This window comes from Marinovum sp. E3, from assembly GCF_055755275.1.
In genome coordinates this window covers 300,468-319,716 of sequence record NZ_JBVTQV010000002.1, presented here as the reverse complement: position 1 = coordinate 319,716, position 19,249 = coordinate 300,468, and the positions used below count along the sequence as shown (strand labels likewise).

The window sequence follows — 19,249 nt, the reverse complement described above, 5'->3', positions numbered from 1 at the left end:
CTTTCACATGGTCGCCTGGGTCAGGCGATTGGTCGGACGAACCGCATTTCGAAGTGGCTGGCCCCGTCGAAACCGGGCAATATTGTCGAGGATGATATCCACCGTCCGGGCGGTCTTGTCTGGCATTCCCGGCGTAACGTGCGGTGTGATCAGGATGTTGCGCGCATGCCAAAACGGACTGTCCGGGGGCAGGGGTTCCTGACGAAAAACGTCAAGCCCCGCGCCGGCCAGCTGGCCGTTTTCCAGTGCTTCGATCAACGCCTCCTCCTGAATCAACGCGCCCCGGCCGATGTTGATCAGACAGGCGCCGGGTTTCATCCTTTCGAGCTCAGGCGCCCCGATCAGGTCTTGTGTCTCATCCGTGAGCGCAAGGCACAGCACGACAAAATCGGATTGTTCCAGGAGCGGAGCAAGCCCATCGCCCTTTGCGTCACAAAACAGGGTGTCGACATGCGCGACCTCGAGAGCGGAGCGGTTGAAGCCCAGAACCTGCATGTTCAGCGCCTTGGCCATGCGGGCGATCTCACGCCCGGTCTGGCCCAACCCGATGATGCCGACGCTTTGCCCGAAAAGACCACGCCGATGCGCGAACCCCTCCGTCGCCCATTCGCAGTTGTTCTGGGCGGTCATCAGCCTGTGCAGCCGATAGACATGTGCCAGCATGAACATCAGGACATGTTCCGCAAGGACCGGCGCCGACCGGCCCGCGGAACCGGTTACCACAGTGCTGCCATTCAAAATCTTCGGATGAGAAAACCGTTCCATTCCGCTGATGTCGATGTGGACCCATGCCAGATGCGGCCGGGCAATCAGGGTCTCGACCTTCACTTGCGGGCTGAGAAAGGCGATGTCGGCCTGATCCAGCGCGCGCGGCAGATCGGCACTGCCCCCCAGAATGCACAGGTCGCAACCGCCGAATGCGGCAATGATCCTGTCCTGCTGAGCCCGGGACAGGGGCAGGTCGCTGACCACCCTGCGCGGCCCGGCGACGGTCAAAGCATTTCCGTCCCGTCGTCGTCCTCTTTCGGATAGCGCAGGACGCGCGGTCCCATGGTCAGGGTCTGCAACCGATCGAGATCGCGCAATACCAGCGATACCGCCCGAAAGCGGTCACGTTGCTTGATGGCCTGAAAGATGTCGGTCTGTCGCTTGATAAGTTCCTGCCGCGAATTGCCGTTCTTGTGCTGCCACTTCAGCCGGTCCCAGCCGAGGTTCTTTCGCGAGGTATAGAGAACCTTGTAATTGGCCAGAAGGATGGGGTTTCGGGTGGCCGCCGCCAGCGCCAGCTGGAAGTCGTAACAAAGGCGCTTGATCTCACCCAGATCGTGGGACGCGGTCAACTGGTTGAGGATGGTCTCGCACCTGTCGATGTCGCGCGGCGATGCCCGTTCCGTTGCCAGCTCCACCACCAGCGGGTCTAGCCCGCGCCGCGCCTCGAGCACATCGCTCAGGCCGGCGTCGACATTGTCGCGATCCGTGTCGTCTTGGGCTGTGTGATAGCGTTCGCTGACAAATGTGCCACTGCCGATCTTGCGCTCGACGACGCCCTCCCGCATCAGCCGGTTAAGCACCACCCGAGCTGTTTGCCGGGTGATGTTGTTGCGCTCCATCATCTCGCGTTCGCTGGGCAGTTTCGTGCCAGGACTGAGATGAGAAATCGCTTCCAGCATCGCGTTGTAGATTCGGTCGGTCGGACCTTCGCCGAGCCCCTGCACGTCGGTCGCGTTGGGGTCGGGATCGGCCGTCGGCCGACCCGGATTTTTCGTTTCCTGCATGGTCTGGACGCTCATTTGCACATTGATCCTGAAAGCTTCAGCAATTTGGGGCCTTTTGCAAGGTGCGGAGGCCCGCCCGCATGTCGGTTACGCCGGCCTAGGCTGCGACCTTCAGGTCGGCAAAGGCATATCCGCGTATGAAATCCATGTCGTACTGAACGCCAAGCCCGGCTCCGGCGGGCACAGGCACGGTGCCGTCCGCTGACACGTCATCCAACGCATCGCTGTAGCCACAGGCATAATAGCCGCCCGCGAACAGCCCTCGGCCCGGGCCGACCATCGACACTTCGTAGAACTTGGAATTGCGCAGTGCAGCCATGCAGGCCCGTTGCGCCGGGCCGGGCGCATGTAGCTCGACATCCAGTCCGATGGCTTCGGCGAAATGGGCCAGTTTCATGGTACCCGTGATCCCCATGTCGAAATCGGGATCGGCGCGGACAAAATCGCTGGCGCCCGCCAGCACAACCGAAGCGTTCGCCTCCAGCCCTCGCACGCATTCCCCGATCATCAGTGGGGTCGCACACTTTTCGCGTATGGCGCGATAGGCCGTCGCCGCCTGCCCGCCGTCGCTCATCGGGTCTTCCAGCCAGTAGAAGCCTGCCGCGTCGCACGCCTTGGCCAGCCGCAGCGTGTCGCCAAACCCGTTGATCGAACACATCGGATCGCTCATCAGCGCCATCGAATGCCCAATGGCCTCGCCCAGGGCCAGCACGGTTGCGATCTCGCGGTCCACGTCATCGACGCCCCAGCCGTGCATCTTGAAGCCCCGATAACCCAGTTCGCGACATTCCAGCGCGAAATCGACGTAATCTTGTGGCACCTGCAACCCGCCGCCGGGGCCGCCCATCCACGTGGAGGCATAGGCCGGCAGCGTGGCGCGCGCGCCGCCCAGCATTTCCGCGACCGACATGCCGGCCCGCTTTCCGGCAAGATCCCACAATGCGGAATCGAGCAGCCCGACGCCCATGCGATCGTGTTTTTGCAGCAGCCTGCGCGCAGTGGCGTAGAAAGGTTCGCGGGCGTGCCAGGGCATTCCGATCAGCAATTGAGCGGCCTTTTCCACCTGAGGCAGCATCACGTCGGTACCGCCGACATAGGTGCCGCAAGAGCCATCGGTGGCGCGTACTGTCACGTGCAGTCGCGCACGCGACGATGTGGCCCCGGTACAGTCGAAAGTGTGACCCGAGGCGCGCTCGGTCGCGCAATTCTGGATCGGATAACGGAACGCGGTCACATGGACCGCCGCGATCGTCGCCTGGGTCATCGGTCGTCCCCTTTTGGTGTGTTCTCCGCGCAGAGCACGAAATAGGGCTGATTGGAGAGGTCCGCCGTCAAGCCCGGCATTAGGCAAGGCCCCGCAGGCGTCTCAACAGAGAAGTAATACTGAAGCTCGAAATCCGACTCCGTGTAGAGGCCAGGGATTGTGGCCATGTAGTCGGCCCCGTCCGGCGTCATCTCGGATTGCAGCCAGCTTTCAGCCTGGTTCAGTCGGCGATAGTGCAACACCGGCGCGGCGAACCAGTCTGCACGCCGGGCCAGTCGCAATTTCACGGGGGCACCGGGCACGAAGGCCGACGGCGGAGCGTGGCCCGCCGCTGCGGTTTGCATCCTGCCGCCCTGCGCGATCAGGGCCTTGACCCGCGCAAGCGTGTCGGCATCCGCAGACAGCGGCAGGCGGGTGTCGACGTGCCAGGCTTCGATGTCGTTAAGGTCGCGCACCATTGCCTGCACGCGGTCGGCCCAATTGCCCTGAAGCCAGGTGAACGGCCCGCAAGACAGATTTTTCTGGTAGATTTTCGTGCCGGTGTCTGCGGCGGATTTCCAATGTTCGATGGCCGCCGCATATTGGCGCTTGGCGGCTCTGAAAAGCTCTGGGTCACCGGTCTTGAGGTAGATTTCCCACGAACAACCGGCGCGAAACTTGGCAGCAAAGAACCGGGCAATGCCGGCAAGGATGCGCACATCCGCCAGAATCCGGCGCGTTTCGGGGAGGTCTGCACCATTCCGGGCTTCGGCGGCCTTTGCGGCCGCCAGCCCTGTTTCGGCCCGCGCGTCAAGCCATCCGGCCACGTCCAGCGGGGTGTAGCGGTGGCTTTGCCGGTCTGCCAGCGCCTCAGTGGCGTATTGTGCCGGATTGGCAAAGAGTTGCGGGTCAAAGGTCGGCGCATTGCCGAACCGGCCCGGTTGGTCGAAGTCATCGCCGTAGGGCAATTGGCCGGGAGGGTTGATCAGCGAAAGATTGTCGTAAATCTCGGGCCAGTAATAGTGATTGCAGGCCGAGGGCCCATAGGCCTGGGTCACGATGTTCAGCACACCGCCAATCCCTGTCAGGGCCTTGGCCACATCGTCAGCGGCGTCACCGCAGCGGGAGTCGAGCAGGCGCAGAAGTTCCGGCCCTTCCGCCGCCGCGTCATGCAACTGGCGCCCCCAGATGCGATAGAAAATCTCGTGTTTTTGCCAGTCAAATTTCGGTATCAGCGCCCCATCGGTATAATTGAAACGCCCGCCGGGCTGGCCGCTACCCATCCGCCCCTTGTAAGACAGCGGTTCGCAAATCTCGACGCCGGTGGCACCGGCGATTGTCGACAGCTGGCCATAGCCCCCGGCCATGTCAGGATCGCCCCAGAGCAGGATGCGCTGTGTGCCCGGCCAGATGCGGAACGACACCGAATAATCACGCGCTCGCGACAGAAGATCGCCATAGCTGTAACGCAGGAACCGGCGACTGCCTTCGCTGAAACTCATCGCGCTCGGCACGTCGCCTGCGGGTGGGCTTTCCTCGCGGCGGATCGCCGCTTGATGGTAGGGCAGGCCCATATGTTCGGCCAGATACTTGGGCGAAATGTTCACCGGCAATCCGCTGCGGATCGCGGTGTCGATCAATTTCGGTTCCACGCCCTTGGCATGCAGATCAACCTCGATCGGCCGACCGGTTCTGGCGATGCCCTGAAACACCACCGACCAGAAGTCATAGGACGCCTCAGGCACCCCGCCTTCGATGTGCACCCGAAGCGTGACACCGCGGATCTGGGGAACCGCCACCAGCAGAGCATGCAGCGCGTCGCGGCAATAGGCGGCGTGGTTGTCGGGTGTGATGCCGTCGATGGTGTAATTGGCCCTCGGCGTGTCATCAAAATCATAACCGTGGGTCCAGAGGCCGAGGTGAAATTCCAGCCCGCGCCGCTCTGCTTCACGGCCAATGAATTGCAGCGTTTCAAGGTTGTCCGCGCGTTCGTCATCTGACAGCTCGCGGACGCGGACATCGTGGCCCTCCGGCGCGACGAGGAAGGGATAGGCGAAATGCAGGTAGACGTCCGTCAGGTACCCGTTTTGATACGGATAATTGTATGGCATCCCAAAGGTCAGCGCGACACGGTTGAAACGGTTGGTGGCCAACATGTCGAGATACCGCCGCCAGCCTTCGCGATCGTGAAACCAGCCCTTGTCCTCGATCTCGCTTGAAAAACACCGCGACACGCTGCGCAGTCGGGCCTTTGGGCTGCGGACCATCGGGGTGACAAAGTCTTTCGCCGTCACTGCCGCGCCATGGGCAAGCCGGTCGGCAAGTTCAAGCAGGCCATACACCACGCCGCGGGTCGTGGTGCCCCAGACCAGCAGCTCTGGCGCGTCCTTGTGGCATGCAATGACGAAGCTGTCGTCGCCTTCCGGCAGGTGGACGTCATCCAAGCCGTGCCAGATGCCGGGCTTGGGCGACGTGGTCAATCCGACAACAATCCGCGGGCCGTGCTCTGTCGCGCCGGATTCCGCGTGGGCCTGTGCCAGCTTGCCCGCGGCCCATTGGATTGCGACGTCGCCGGGCGCTGCGTCGAGGTTCACGAAATGCGGCCTGTCCATCGGGGGCGACCTCCAGATTATTTCCTTGGCAACCGCCCGAAATTGGTACGGCCCACTTTGCATATATTGGTACATATCACCGTGTCAATTGGCTGAATGCGCTGTGAGCTTTCGCGGATTGTGACCCACTCAATTTTCCGAAAATTCGACACGGCTTCCTGGAATTTGAATAATGTGTTGTGTTTGAAGTAAAAAAAAGAACATCCGCAAGCAGGGCTGGGCGCTCGATGTCGCCTGAGTGGCTAGCCCAATTTCTCGATTTGGGTTTAAATCGGTACAGAGTTGTTGACTTTTGGCGGATTCGCGGGGATCGTGCACATGCCGGACGCCGTGGAGGGAGGATTCCCGCGGGCGGTGGGGCAGGACTTCATGGGAGGAAATTATGACAACACATATTCGACTAGGGCTCTATGGCGCCGCTGCCTTGGCCGTTGCGACAACCACGACGATGGCACAGGACGCGCCGGCCATTGAACTTCTTCACTGGTGGGACGGGGCTTCGGGGGAAGCCGTGCAAACCATGCGCGGCCTTTTCGAAGAGAAGGGCGGCACCTGGAAAGACACGACAGTCTCGGGCGAGGGCGCATCGGCGATGGCGACCTTGCGGGCACGGGCGCTGGCCGGGAATCCACCGGGCGCCGTCGTTCTGAAGGGGCCCGACATCCAGGAATGGGGCTCGCATGGCTTTCTGCGTGACATCAACGCGATCGCAGAGACAGAGGGCTGGAACGATCTGCTGGCCCCGACGATCCAAGGCGCGATGCAGTACGATGGCGCTTATGTCGCCTTTCCGGTCACGGTCCACCGCAACAACTGGATGTACACAAGCGTCAAGGCGCTGGATGCCGTGGGGGCAGAGCCGCCAACCACTTGGGAGGAATTCAACGCCGTCGCCACGAAGATGCAGGACGCGGGCATCATCCCCGTCGCGCTTGGCGGGCAGAAGTGGCAGGAGATCACCTTGTTCGAGGCCGTCGGCCTTGGCATGGGGGTCGATTGGTATCGCGACGCCTTTGTCAATCTCGACGACACGGCCCTGAATGCGCCCGAGATGCAGGCGACGCTGGAGCAACTGCGCACCATGATGGGCTGGGTCGATTCAGCCTCGCCGGGACGCGACTATGAACAGACGGCGGCGATGATGCTGGCCGGTGAGGCCGGTTTTCAGTTCATGGGCGATTGGGAACTTGGCGCCCTGGCCCAGCAGGATGCCGAAGTGGGAGTCGATTTCCTGTGTCTGGTGACGCCGAGCAATCAGGGTGATCCGGCATTCCTGCTGAACGCGGATTCCATCGCCCTGTTCAACACCGAGGACGCCAACGAACTGGCCGGGCAGGAAAGCTTTGCACGGATCGGCATGTCAGAGACGTTCCAGACCGCGTTCAACAAGGTCAAGGGATCGATCCCGCCGCGCAGTGACATCGACCTGGCGGATTTCCACACGTGCCAGCAGAAATCGGCAGAAGATCTGGTGGCGGCCAGCGACGCAGGCAACGTGGTGCTGAGCATGGGCCATTCCATGGCGGTGCCGGGCAATGTGCGCGGGGCGATCATGGATGCGGTGAGCGAATACATGAACACCGACATGTCGCCCGAGGACGGCGCCGAAGCGATCCGCACAGCGATCGAGATCACGCGCTGATACAATGCGGGGCCTGCCGGCAGCGCATCTGTCGGCAGGCTCCATAATGCACTGCACCGGGCGCATTGCCGCGGTGACGAAGGTACAAAAATGACATTTTCAACGTCCGAGCAGGCCGCCGCGCCGCGCCGCAGGCCCCGCCTTGACAGCCGGGTGACGGAGAGGCTGGTCATCGGCCTGTCGCTGACCCCAGCTTTCATCATCACGCTGATCGGCACCTTCATCTTTCTGGGATGGACGGTTCTCATGTCGATGACCGACAGCACGCTGTTTCCCTCGACCGATTTCGTCGGGCTCGAAGGATACTGGCAAATCTGGAAATATCCGCGCTGGCAGGTCGCCGCCGGCAACCTGTTCACCTTCGGGCCGATCTATATGCTGGTCTGCGGAGTCATCGGCATCGGCATGGCCATTGCGATTGATCAGAACGTGCGCGGCGAAAACATCTTTCGCGCCATCTATCTCTATCCGATGGCGGTGTCCTTTGTCGTGGCCGGGACGATCTGGCGCTGGATTCTCAATCCCGGCACCGGCGTCGAGGCGCTGGTGCAGGGCATGGGGTTCGAAAGCTTCGTGTTCGACTGGATCACCCGCAAGGACCGGGCGATATATACGGTCATCATCGCCCAGGTGTGGCAGCATGCCGGGTTCGTCATGGCGCTGGTACTGGCCGGGCTGCGGACTGTGAACCGCGACATCATCAATGCGGCGATGATCGACGGCGCACCCACACATACGATCTATCGCCGGGTCATCCTGCCATCGATCGCGCCGATTTTCGTCGCCGTCTTCTTCATCCTCTCGCAATGGGCGCTCAAGACCTATGACATCATCCTTGCCCTGACGGGGGGCGGGCCGGGCATTGCCACAGATGTGCCGTCGATCTTTGTCCGCGACATGATGTTCAACCGTGGTGAAATCGCTCTGGCCAGCGTGGCCTCGGTCTACATGCTGCTGCTGCTGTTCACATTGATGGCAATCTACAAATCCTATCAGGTCATCGCCCGCCGGAGGACCAAGCAATGAGCGATTCATCCGCGGCAACCGCCGCCGTCTCAGATGGCACCCTTGGCGAAGTGATGGGGCGGCTCGTGCTTTATGCGCTGCTGGTCCTGCTCGGGGTCTATTTCATCCTGCCGCTCGCCATCGTGGTCATCACGTCGCTGCGCGAACAGGGCGAAATCCTGCGCAATGGCGTGCTGTCCTGGCCCGAAGAAGTCTCGGCCCGTGCCTGGCGCGAGGCGATGTTCAACAGCTGCGTCGGCACCGACTGTCGCGGCATGGCGCCGTATTTCTGGAATTCGGTCAAGATGGTCGTGCCCGCCACCGCCACCTCGACCATTCTGGGCGCGATCACCGGATATGCGCTGACCAAGTTCAAGTTTCCCGGGTCCGAGTTCTTTTTCGCCGCAACGATCTTTGGCATCTTCCTTCCGGCGCAATTGTTCCTGCTGCCGACGGCGCAGATGCTGGGCTGGCTTGGGGCCACGAATATCTGGGGTCTGGTGATCATTCACAACCTCTATGGTCTGGCTTTCACCACGCTGTTTTTCCGCAACTACTATGTGCAGATTCCCGATGAAATCGTGGCGGCTGCGCGGATCGACGGGGCCGGGTTCTTTGCCATCTTCCGGCGGATTGTCCTGCCGCTGTCGCCGCCGATCATCGTGGTCGTCGTGATCTGGCAGTTCACCCACATCTGGAATGAATTCCTCTATGGCGCGACGTTCACCACCGGAACCGATCTGCCGATCACCGCGGCGCTTTATGCGGTGACCGGCCCCAAGGGGGGGATCCGCGACTACGGCGTGGAGGCCGCCGCTGTAATCATCGCCGCTCTGCCAACGTTGCTGGTTTATGTCGCGGCCGGGAAATACTTTGTCCGCGGCCTGACCGCCGGCTCTCTGAAAGGTTGAAGAATGGCCACCATTGACATCAAATCCGTCGAAAAATCCTTTGGCGCGCTGAAGGTTCTGAAGAGCCTCGACATTCATGTTCAGGATGGCGAACTGCTGGTGCTTGTCGGCCCCTCGGGCTGTGGCAAATCCACGCTTCTGTCGATGATTGCCGGGCTGAGCGACGTGTCAAAGGGCAACCTGCTGATTGACGGGGACGACGTGACCCGCAGCCACCCCAGGGACCGTGACATTGCGATGGTGTTCCAGACCTATGCGCTTTATCCGACAATGACAGTGCGGCAGAACATCAGCTTCGGGCTGGAAATGCGCCGCGTGCCAAAGGCAGAGCGCACCCGCGCGGTCGAGGATGTGGCGGCGCTTCTTCAGATCACGCATCTGCTGGACCGCAAGCCGTCGCAACTGTCGGGCGGCCAACGCCAGCGCGTCGCCATGGGCCGCGCGCTGGTGCGCGACCCCAAGGTGTTCCTGCTGGATGAGCCGCTCTCGAACCTTGATGCAAAACTGCGTGTCGAGATGCGGACCGAGATCAAGAAGCTGCATGAACGGCTTGGCAAGACGATGATCTATGTCACGCATGATCAGATCGAGGCGATGACCCTGGCCACCCGGATCGCGGTGATGAAGGACGGCGAGATCCAGCAGTTGGACGTGCCGCGCGTGATCTACGATGAACCCGCCAACATGTTTGTCGCCTCGTTCATCGGCTCGCCCGAGATCAACTTCATTCCCTGCGATGTCATCTCTTCCGCGCAGGGGGTGACGCTGCAAACCCAGGGCCCATTGTCTGAAACCGTCGATACCATGGGCGCACTGGCCGACGCCGTCCCCGGCGACGGCGTGATGCTGGGCATCCGGCCCGAGGATGTGCGGCTGGTGACCGCCTCAGACCCGAAGCGCCGGGGCGAGTTCGCGCTGCCGCTGCGGATCGAGGTGATCGAACCGACGGGGGCCGAGGATCTGGTGACCCTGTCCTTCGGAGAGCGGACGGTCCAGTGCAAGATGCGCGATGCCGGCCAATGGTCCAGCGGGGACATTGTGACCGCCGCCTTCGATCTGGAAAAGACCAAGTTCTTTTCGCTTTCATCCGGTGATCGGATCGTGGCCGCGCGGCAGATAGCGGCATAAGGTGCTGAAAAATGGCAAAGTTACCTCAGGTGCCTTTTGGTGCCGTCTATTTTCGCAAGTCCAACCCACCGCAACAGGATTGGGAAAGGGATTACAAGACAGCCGCAGAAGACGGGCTGAACGTCTTTCGCCACTGGTTCATGTGGAGCGCGATCGAGCGTGCGCCGGGCAAGTTCGACTGGGACGATTATGATCGCCAGCTCGATCTTGCCGCCAAGCACGGGATCGTCACCATCATTGCCGAACTGTCCCAGACCACGCCGGATTGGGCAGTGCGAAAATTCGCGGATGCACGGCAGGTGCTCTATGACGGGCGGGAGCATCCTTCGATCCAGAGCCCTTCGTCCGCTACCGGCGGGTTCAGCCATTCCGGCGGCGGCACCGGCACCCTGACGCTGAACGCGCCAGAGGTTCGCGGGGCGGCGCATAACTTCCTCACCACCATGGCCCGGAGGTACAAGGGCCACCCCGCGCTGCTGGGTTATGACGTGTGGAACGAATGCAATTATTCGCCCTACACCGATTACGGCCCCTATACGGTTGCCGCGTTCCGCGACTGGCTGAAGCGGAAATACGGCACGCTCGATGATCTGGCCCGGGCGTGGCACCGCTACAGCTATGCGGAATGGGATGACATCGAGCCGCCGACGCAGTTCATGCCTTATTGCGAATGCCTCGACTGGCTGCGTTTCAAGCAGGACAATCACTACGAGCAAATGCAATTCCGCATCGATGCGATCCGGGCGGTGGACCCCGATGCGATGATCGTCGCGCATGGCACCGCGGGTTCTGTCACGCAGCTGGCCCAACGCGGTTCGGACGATTGGCGCGCCGCGTCCAAGGTGGAAACCTACGGCTATACATGGGTCAGCGCGCGCAAGGGCACGGAGCCGTGGAAAAACTTCTTTGCCGCCGATCTGGTGCGGGGGGCCGCGCGGGGCAAAACCTTTTGGCACGCCGAGCGGCAGGGCGGGCCGTTGTGGATGCAGCCGCAGGTTCTGGGCCGCGACAAGGATGACGGGCGCGTCGCCACGCCCGAGGATATCCGCCTGTGGTCACTGTCGTCCTTTGCCGGGGGCGCGCGGGGCATGATGAACCTGCGGTTCCGGCCGCTTCTGGACGGTCCGCTGTTCGGCGCTTTTGGGTCTTACGACATGGCCGGCCACCGCACGCCCAGATCCGACATGGCCGCCAGCATCGCACGCTGGGCCAATGCGCAAAAGCAGGCCGATCTGATGAAGGCCGCGCCGGTCACCGGTGACATCGGCATTATCATGGCACCGGAAGCTCAGGGATTTGCATTCCTGCTTAACTACAACGGCAAGTTCGACACCTATTCGGCGGCGATGTGGGGGGCCTATCGCGGGTTCTTTGACAACAACATCCAAGCCGACTGGGTTCATATCGACGATATCGAAGGGCGGAACATCCTCTATTTCCCCTATCCGATCATGCTCTTGCCGGATCAGGTCGAGAAGATCACCAATTGGGTCCGGGCTGGCGGAGTGCTGATTTGCGAAGCCTGTCCGGGATACTTCGGACCGGGCGGACGCGCTGGCACGAAGCAGCCGAACCTCGGCCTCGATACGCTTTTCGGGGTTGAAGAGGAGGACGTCGAATTCATGCCCGACATCGCCGACCGCAACAGTATTTTCCATCGGGGGGACGAACTGACCTGCGCGGGTTTCCGGCAGGCGTATCGTGCCACCAGCGGCACGGCGCTGGCCAATTTCGATACCGGTCAAACCGCGATTGTCGAAAACCGCTTTGGCGCGGGGCGCACGATGTTGATCGGCTCGCACCTGTCGGCAAGCTATCACTACCATCCCAATGACGGCCTGCGGACGTTCTTTGGCAACCTGCTGACCTGGGCCGGGCATGAACCCGCGGTGAGCAACAGCAATCCCCGCGTTCAGGCGCGGCTGCACGCCGACGGCGACCGCTTTTGGCTCTGGCTCGTCAATCCCGAACGCGTGGCGCAAGAGGGGCGCGTGTCCAGCCTGATTGCCGATGTTGGCGGCGCACAGCCGGAACAAGCCTGGGGCGGCGCAGACAGCCAGTTTTCCCAAGGGCTATACCGTGTGCCCGCGCAGGACGCGTTGGTCGTCGAACTGCCCCCCGCGAAATGACCGCACTGATCCGAGAAAGGAACACGCCATGTCATGGTGGCTGACAGAACCGATCCGGCTGGTTCAGACCAACCTGCGCGAAATCGACATCGACCTGGATCCGGCGGGCTTTGTCGCCGAACTGGTGGATTTCTCTGCCAATGTCGTTCTGTTCAACGTCGGCGGCATTGTCGCCAATTACCCGACGGAACTGGAGTATCATTACCCCAACCCGCATCTGCCTATCGGGCGGGGCGACATTCTGGGCGAAGTGATCGATCGGTGTCACGAGGCCGGCATCCGATTCATGGCGCGGTTCGACTTTTCCAAGGTGCACGAAAGCCTGGCCGCGCGGCGGCCGGAATGGCTTTATGTCAGCGAGGCGGGAAAACACAACAACTACAACGGTCAGGTACAGACCTGCGTCAGCGGTGGCTATCAGCAGGAATATTGCCTGAAAATCCTGTCAGAGACGATCGCACGCTATCGCCTTGATGCCGTGTTCTTCAACATGACGGGGTATCAACGCGACGATTACGACCGCAACTATCTGGGCATCTGCCAATGCGACGCCTGCCAGACAAGTTTTCATGCGCGCACGGGCATGGACTTGCCCCCGACGGCCGACACGGCCAACCCGGCGTTTCTGGCGCTGGAACGGTTTTCGCTGGAGCGCACGAACGAGCAATATGACCAGATCAACCGGCACGTCAAAGCGCTGGACCCGAATATCGCGATCTGTACCTACACCAGCCGCGGGGTCGATATCTGGCGCAAGGAAGCCGCGACGACCTTTGAGCGCAACCTCGAATGGGAATACGAATCCGCCGATAATGTGAAAAGTGTCATGCCCGCCTACCCTGACAAGGCAGTGGCCAATGCTGCGGTGCATTTCGTGTCGCGCCGGTTTCGCTATTCCGGTGTCGCGCCGGAATTGTCCAGGTTGCGGCTTGTTCAGAATATCGCCTGCGCCGCTCCGCTCGATTTCTTTGTAATCGGCACGCTGGGCAATCAGAAGGACCGGGTCAGCTACGACGGGGTGCGCGACCTGTTCCACTATCACGCGCAGAATGCCCATTGGTATCAGGATGTAGAACCTCTGGCCGAGGTCTGCCTGATCAAGCCCGAGGCAAATTTCATCTACGGCGCCAAAGACGAATACTACGGAATTTTGCGCATCTTGTCGGAAAATCACATCCTATATGACGTCTGGCCAGAGGACGCGCTGGAAATCGCCCCGACCTTGGAAATCCTGTCGCGCTACAAGACGGTGATCGTTGGCGAGGCGCGTTGCCTGCGACCGGACATCGCGGCGGCGCTGGATGCCTATGTCGCATCCGGTGGCGTGCTGATCACCACGGGCCAGACCGCGACGCTTGACCAAAATGGCCGGGCCACGGGGGGCTGTGGCCTTGTCGCCAGCGGAATTAACGCGGTGCGCGACATCCGACCCCGCGCCAACAGCGCCTACTTCTCCTTGCGCGATCAAGACAAGGCGCGGCTGGATTGGCAGGACGCACTCGATGTGGTCTTTCTCTATGGCGAATACATGGACTGTGAATTGAAAGCGGGCGCCGAGGCGATATTGAGCCACCTGCCACCGCATATGCACGGGCCGCCTGAGAAATGCTATCATGAGGTGGAAGCCGATGATCCGGGTCTAATCGTCAACCGCCACGGCGCGGGCTGCTGCGTCACGATCCCCTGGGCTGTCGGCAGCCATTACCAAACCCATGGCAATCATGCGCATGCCATCCTGATGAATCGCGTTCTGGCCACATTCGCCCCACCGATCTGCCTGAGCACGGATGCCCCGGCATTGGTCGAGGTTCACGTCCAGGCTCGAAAAGACGGGCGCTGGATGGTTGTCACGCTGGTCAATCAATCGGGCCAGAACGGTCATGCCTTTCATGCCCCGGTGCCGATGCACGACATAATGTTAAAACTGAAAGCAGGCAGGCCGGTGGCGCGGGTCTCCGCGTTGAAAGCAGGGCTGGACCTGCCGCTAAACCCTATGGAATCCGGCGCCAGCGTGACTGTCCCGAGGTTGGATCGTTTCGAAACCCTGATCTTTCATTGCGTGGACGGCGAACGCCCATAAACCGGGGTCTATCGGTCCCGATGACGGGCTGGTGACACCATCGGGATAATGTAGAGCAATCGGAACGTTGTATCCGATTGCGCTGCGGGGGCTGTCCTCGTTGTAGTGCCTGCGGCAGGGGCTCAGCGCCGGGTCTGCATCGCCTCGACGAGGTTGGGCTCGGCGTAAAGTACCTCCGGGCGCTCGTTGAGGCTCTTGGCGGCCTCGAGCCCGGATTGGCCTTCGGCCTCGATCAGAAAGGTGTTGGGGGCAAACCCCAGCTCGCGCCGGACCTTGAAGCCAAGCTCGGCCAGAAGCTCCGCAACCCGCTCTGGGGAGAGATCGGGGTTGATCTTGACGGTCAGGGCACGGCCGGCCAGCTTGAGATGCCCGTCGGTGTCCATCACCACCTCGAAAGCGCGGTCGTCCGGGGCGCTTTCCGGCGGCCCGAAGGTCCAGCCGGCGGCCTGGAGCGTTTGCAGATCGGCCTGCGCTTCCTGCGAGGCCGTGCCCAGCTCGCGCTGCGCGATGTCGGGGGCCGAAGGGGCGGCGTCAGAGCCGGGGGGCAGGGCGCGCAGGCGTTCGACCTTCTTGATTCCGGTCAGACGTTGAAGGGCCGACGATTTGTCCATGTGACAGGCTTTGCTCAGAGTCCGGTGCCACGCCGCCGCGCCTCGGCCACCGCGGCCTCGGCATTCGCGCGGCCATGGCCGTAGCGGATGTTGTGCCCTCCAATATAGGGCAGCGGGCCGACTTTGTCGCATGTGTCGCGCAGCACCTGGCGCAATTCATGCGCGGTCATGTCGGGCTTCTGCGATAGCGCCAGGGCCCCGATACCGGCGGCACAGGGCGCGGCAAAGCTGGTGCCGGTGGTTTCATGATACGTACCGCCGCTGGCCGGGATCCAGACCTTCACGCCGGGGGCGAGGAAGTCCAGCTTGGGGCCGAAACCCGAGCCATTGTCGGTGTCATTGGCGGTGGCGCGGCCGACCGCCATCACCTCGGCATGGGAGCAGACCTGATCCGAGCCGATGGGATGGTTGCCGTTGGTGCAGGCCCAGAAGATCGCGCACCCCTTGTCGCTGCGGCCGCTGGCGGCGGCAAAATCCAGCGCGTCGCTCAGCACCGCGCTCATCGTCCAGACCGCGCCATTGGGGCCGAGCGAACAGGCGATGATGTCGGCGCCCTCTTCCTGAACGCCTTCCTTGGAGGGATCGGCGGCATAGGCAATGGCCCGGGCCAGGGTAAGCTGGGTGCCGACCTGATCGTTCATGCAGGCGATCATCCGCAGATCGGCGCCAGGCGCCACGCCGCAGCCACCCAGATTGTTGTCGGCAATCGCGGCAATCATCCCGGCGCAGGCGGTACCATGGTTGCCATCTGGAATATTGGCCGTTCCGGGGATGAAATCCGCATCGACGAAATCGAAGGTCGGGCGGTAATGCCCCGACCCTGCGCCGAAAATCAGATCAGGATGTGTGGTGTCAAAGCCGTTGTCGATCACCGCGACCCTGATGCCTTCGCCCTGGGTCCGATCCCAGGCGTTGCGCGACAGGATATTGGCGTGATGCCATTGCCGGGTCAGATCCGGGTCGTTCGGAGTGAGCCGCTGGCCGATATGTTCGATGAAATCGGGCTCGGCAAAGGTGACCTCGGCCTCCTCCATCAGCATCAGGCAGGTATCGAGTGCGCGGGCGTCGCCGGTATCGGCGCGGTAGGTGTCGGGAGGCAGGCCGGCGCTGCTCAGACGGGTGATATTGTGGCGGGCAAAAATCGCCGCGCGGTCGGCCTCGGGCACATCTGCCTCGAAGCGCAGGGCAATGCGCGAGGTTTCCAGCAGCAGGCGCTGGCTGTGCACGAAGACGCGATTGACCAGACCGTTGCCGCCCTGGTTCTCGCGTTCCGCCAGGGGCAGGTTCCAGAAATCGGCATCGCTGTGGAAAAAGTTCATCCCGGCGCCGGCAAAGCCCGCCATCTGCTCGCGCATGGCCGGGTCTTCATAGAGCTCCGGCGCGACCGCCTTGCGGCCGGTATCGAGATCGAGCGAATCGAGTTGCGTGCGGGCGGCGCTGGCGGCGCGACCGATGTCATTGGCGCGCAGCCCCTCGGCCATGCCCGAGAGCGTTTCCGATGGCTGGGCGCGGGTGGGCAGGATGCCCCGGAGTTCTTCGAGATGGGCAAGACGGTCGCGGACAGATGATTTGTGAGACATGACTTTCTCCGACTTTGGCGGGGGCGGCTCAGGCGGTTCAAAAATGAATTCTGTGTTATGGTCGCAGTATAGCACAACCTATGCGGTTATTCGCGCAAAACCTGCCCGTCGTCGGCCGCCCCCACAGGCGCCTTTTGCGCGCGAGTGCGACCGCTGTCCCGGCTGCGCGCTCTGGCCCGGTCAAATGGTCAATCGGCAGTCCAGCCGCCATCGACCATCAGCGCTGTGCCTGTGACCAGGGCCGACGCTTCGGAGGCGAGATAGACCACCGCGCCCATGACATCCTCGATTTCGCCGACGCGGCCGAGCTTGATCTTGTCTTCTATCCAGGCCCGGCGCGCCGGATCTGCCAGGGTCTGTTCGCCAAGCGGGGTGCGGATGAAAGTCGGGCAAAGCGTGTTGATGCGCACGCCCTTGGGCCCCCATTCGATCGCCATGGATTTCACCATCCCCTCGAGCGCGTGTTTCGATGCGCAATAGACACCGCGGTCGACGCCCCCGACATGGCCCATCTGGCTGCTGACATGGATGATCGACCCGCGCAGGCCGGTTTCGATCATCCGGCCGGCTGCGGCGGTCGAGAGGAAATAGGCGGCGCGCAGGTTGACCGACATCACCGCATCGAAATCCGCGGGATCGGTATCCAGCGCCGGGCCGTGGCGCGCCATGCCGGCAGAATTGACCACGATGTCGAATGCCTGAGCGGCAGCGAGGGCGGCGCGGGTGGCTTCGATATCGGTGATGTCCAGCGCCAGCGGGGCAAAGGCCAGGTTTTCACCCGCCATCGCCGCGCCAAGCGCGTCCAGCGGCCCCTGGCGGCGGGCAACGCAGGTCACATGCGCCCCGGCCCGGGCCAGCGCGGTGGCGGCGCCAAGGCCGATCCCGGAGGTGGCGCCGGTGATCAGCGCGCGCTTGCCGTCAAGCTGGAAGGTCGGGGTCTGGGGAAGCTGCATGGGGGGTCTCCTGCTCACGGGTCAAGCTGATATCCATTGTTCACCAATTCCCGGCCGGGCGCGAGGGGATGTGCCCCGCGCCCGGCCGGCCGGCTCACTCTGCCGCGTCGCGGGCCGACGCGGCCGCGCCGTAGGGCACGTTGACGCCACCATAGCGGCGGACCCGGATGTTGCATTGCTCGGCATGGCCGACAAAGCCCTCGAGCATGCAGAGCCGCGAGCCGTATTCTCCGATCATCGTCGCCGCCTCGTCGGTGGTGACCTTCTGATAGCTGTGGGTTTTCAGGAACTTGCCAACCCAGAGCCCGCCGGTGTAGCGGCCCGCCTGCTTGGTCGGCAGCGTGTGGTTGGTGCCGATCACCTTGTCGCCGTTGGCGACATTGGTGCGCGGCCCGAGAAACAGCGCGCCGTAGCAGGTCATGTTGGCGAGGAACCAGTCGTCGCGGTCGGTCATCACCTGGACATGCTCGCTGGCGATCCCGTCGGCGACCTTAAGCATTTCTTCATAGCTGTCGCAGACAATGACCTCGCCATATTCCTCCCAGCTCACCCGCGCGGTGCCCGCGGTCGGCAGGATGGCAAGAATGCGGTCGATCTCGGCCAGGGTGTCCGCGGCCAGCCGGCGCGAATTGGTGACCAGCACCGCCGGCGAATTATAGCCGTGTTCGGCCTGGCCCAGCAGGTCGGTGGCGCAAAGCTCGGCATCGGCGGCGGTCTCGTCGGCGATGACCATGGTTTCGGTCGGGCCGGCAAAGAGGTCGATGCCGACGCGGCCGAACAGCTGGCGCTTGGCCTCGGCGACAAAGGCATTGCCGGGGCCGACCAGCATATGCACCGGGTCGATGGTCTCGGTGCCGAGCGCCATGGCGCCGACCGCCTGGATGCCGCCCATGACATAGATCTCATGCGCGCCGCCCAGGTGCATGGCGGCGATCACCCCGGGGTTGGGCTTGCCCTCGAACGGCGGGGTGCAGGCGATGATCCGCGGCACGCCGGCGACGGCGGCGGTGGCGACGGACATATGCGCCGAGGCCACCATCGGGAACTTGCCGCCGGGGATGTAGCAGCCGACCGATTGCACCGGGATGTTGCGGTGGCCGAGGATGACGCCGGGCAGGGTCTCGACCTCGAGGTCGAGCATGGTGTCGCGCTGGGCCTGGGCAAAGTTGCGCACCTGGTCCTGGGCAAAGCGGATATCGGCCAGTTCCTGGTCCGAGAGCTGGCCGATCAGCGCATCGATCTCGTCCTGGCTGAGACGGAAGGCGGCCGGGCTGTAGCCGTCGAACTTCTCAGACAGCGCGCGCACGGCGGCATCGCCGCGCGTCTCGATGTCTTTCAGCGTCGCCTCGACCACGGCACGGGTCCGGGCATCATCCTCCGCCCGGTCGGCCTCCGGCTTGCCGCGTTTGAGATATTCGATGGTCATGACCGGTCTCCTGTCCGATTGCTTGCTGACTTTGCAGGCTTGCTAGCGCAGCCAGCACGCCATGCAATAATTTCTGATCCAAATGAAAAAATTTCAACTCCGGGCGCGGCCCGAACGAACCGACCCCACAGCCGACCCTGACGAGGGCCGGCTG

General features: G+C 62.6%; 14 protein-coding genes. 6 read left to right on the top strand and 8 right to left on the bottom strand.

Annotation, left to right across the window (positions count from 1 at the left end; all coding sequences use genetic code 11):
* Positions 1-3 precede the first annotated feature (3 nt).
* From AC0J5K_RS18915 to AC0J5K_RS18900, 4 genes are all read right to left on the bottom strand, one after another.
* On the bottom strand, positions 4-996 hold the full coding sequence (locus AC0J5K_RS18915; protein WP_274564429.1) for a D-2-hydroxyacid dehydrogenase: 993 nt from the start codon (positions 994-996) through the stop codon (positions 4-6).
* Positions 993-1,790 carry a FadR/GntR family transcriptional regulator gene (locus tag AC0J5K_RS18910; RefSeq protein WP_274564431.1) on the bottom strand — a complete coding sequence of 266 codons (798 nt, stop codon included), beginning with the start codon at positions 1,788-1,790 and terminating at the stop codon, positions 993-995. The genes AC0J5K_RS18915 and AC0J5K_RS18910 overlap by 4 nt, the downstream gene beginning before the upstream one ends.
* 82 nt (positions 1,791-1,872) lie before the next feature.
* Positions 1,873-3,039 carry an enolase C-terminal domain-like protein gene (locus AC0J5K_RS18905; RefSeq protein ID WP_274564433.1) on the bottom strand — a complete coding sequence of 389 codons (1,167 nt, stop codon included), beginning with the start codon at positions 3,037-3,039 and terminating at the stop codon, positions 1,873-1,875.
* Complete coding sequence (locus tag AC0J5K_RS18900; RefSeq protein WP_274564435.1) at positions 3,036-5,630, bottom strand: hypothetical protein; 2,595 nt, start codon at positions 5,628-5,630, stop codon at positions 3,036-3,038. The genes AC0J5K_RS18905 and AC0J5K_RS18900 overlap by 4 nt, the downstream gene beginning before the upstream one ends.
* A gap of 382 nt (positions 5,631-6,012) precedes the next feature.
* Here AC0J5K_RS18900 and AC0J5K_RS18895 point away from each other — a divergent pair, with 382 nt between their 5' ends.
* The 6 genes from AC0J5K_RS18895 to AC0J5K_RS18870 all read left to right on the top strand — a co-directional run bounded on the left by AC0J5K_RS18895 (position 6,013) and on the right by AC0J5K_RS18870 (position 14,525).
* A complete protein-coding gene (locus AC0J5K_RS18895) occupies positions 6,013-7,272 on the top strand; it encodes an ABC transporter substrate-binding protein (RefSeq protein WP_274564436.1) in 1,260 nt (419 codons plus the stop codon).
* A 90-nt stretch (positions 7,273-7,362) separates the two neighbouring features.
* The gene (locus AC0J5K_RS18890) at positions 7,363-8,298 is read left to right on the top strand and encodes a carbohydrate ABC transporter permease (RefSeq protein ID WP_083416089.1); all 936 of its coding nucleotides are present in this window, start codon (positions 7,363-7,365) and stop codon (positions 8,296-8,298) included.
* Entirely contained in the window at positions 8,295-9,188 is an 894-nt protein-coding gene (locus tag AC0J5K_RS18885; RefSeq protein WP_074837562.1) for a carbohydrate ABC transporter permease, read from the top strand. The genes AC0J5K_RS18890 and AC0J5K_RS18885 overlap by 4 nt, the downstream gene beginning before the upstream one ends.
* A gap of 3 nt (positions 9,189-9,191) precedes the next feature.
* Complete coding sequence (locus AC0J5K_RS18880; RefSeq protein ID WP_274564439.1) at positions 9,192-10,316, top strand: ABC transporter ATP-binding protein; 1,125 nt, start codon at positions 9,192-9,194, stop codon at positions 10,314-10,316.
* Positions 10,317-10,327: 11 nt separating this feature from the next.
* Positions 10,328-12,445, top strand: a complete 2,118-nt coding sequence (locus AC0J5K_RS18875; protein ID WP_274564441.1) for a beta-galactosidase — start codon at positions 10,328-10,330, stop codon at positions 12,443-12,445.
* A gap of 28 nt (positions 12,446-12,473) precedes the next feature.
* Entirely contained in the window at positions 12,474-14,525 is a 2,052-nt protein-coding gene (locus AC0J5K_RS18870; protein ID WP_274564442.1) for an alpha-amylase family protein, read from the top strand.
* A gap of 122 nt (positions 14,526-14,647) precedes the next feature.
* Here the strand turns inward: AC0J5K_RS18870 and AC0J5K_RS18865 are convergent, their stop codons facing one another.
* From AC0J5K_RS18865 to hisD, 4 genes are all read right to left on the bottom strand, one after another.
* Entirely contained in the window at positions 14,648-15,136 is a 489-nt protein-coding gene (locus AC0J5K_RS18865) for a S8 family serine peptidase (RefSeq protein WP_274564444.1), read from the bottom strand.
* A gap of 14 nt (positions 15,137-15,150) precedes the next feature.
* Positions 15,151-16,716 carry a S8 family peptidase gene (locus AC0J5K_RS18860; RefSeq protein ID WP_274564445.1) on the bottom strand — a complete coding sequence of 522 codons (1,566 nt, stop codon included), beginning with the start codon at positions 16,714-16,716 and terminating at the stop codon, positions 15,151-15,153.
* Positions 16,717-16,904: 188 nt separating this feature from the next.
* On the bottom strand, positions 16,905-17,669 hold the full coding sequence (locus tag AC0J5K_RS18855; protein ID WP_074837568.1) for an SDR family NAD(P)-dependent oxidoreductase: 765 nt from the start codon (positions 17,667-17,669) through the stop codon (positions 16,905-16,907).
* 94 nt (positions 17,670-17,763) lie between these two features.
* A complete protein-coding gene (gene hisD / locus AC0J5K_RS18850; RefSeq protein ID WP_283643706.1) occupies positions 17,764-19,095 on the bottom strand; it encodes a histidinol dehydrogenase in 1,332 nt (443 codons plus the stop codon).
* Between the last annotated feature and the right edge of the window lie 154 nt (positions 19,096-19,249).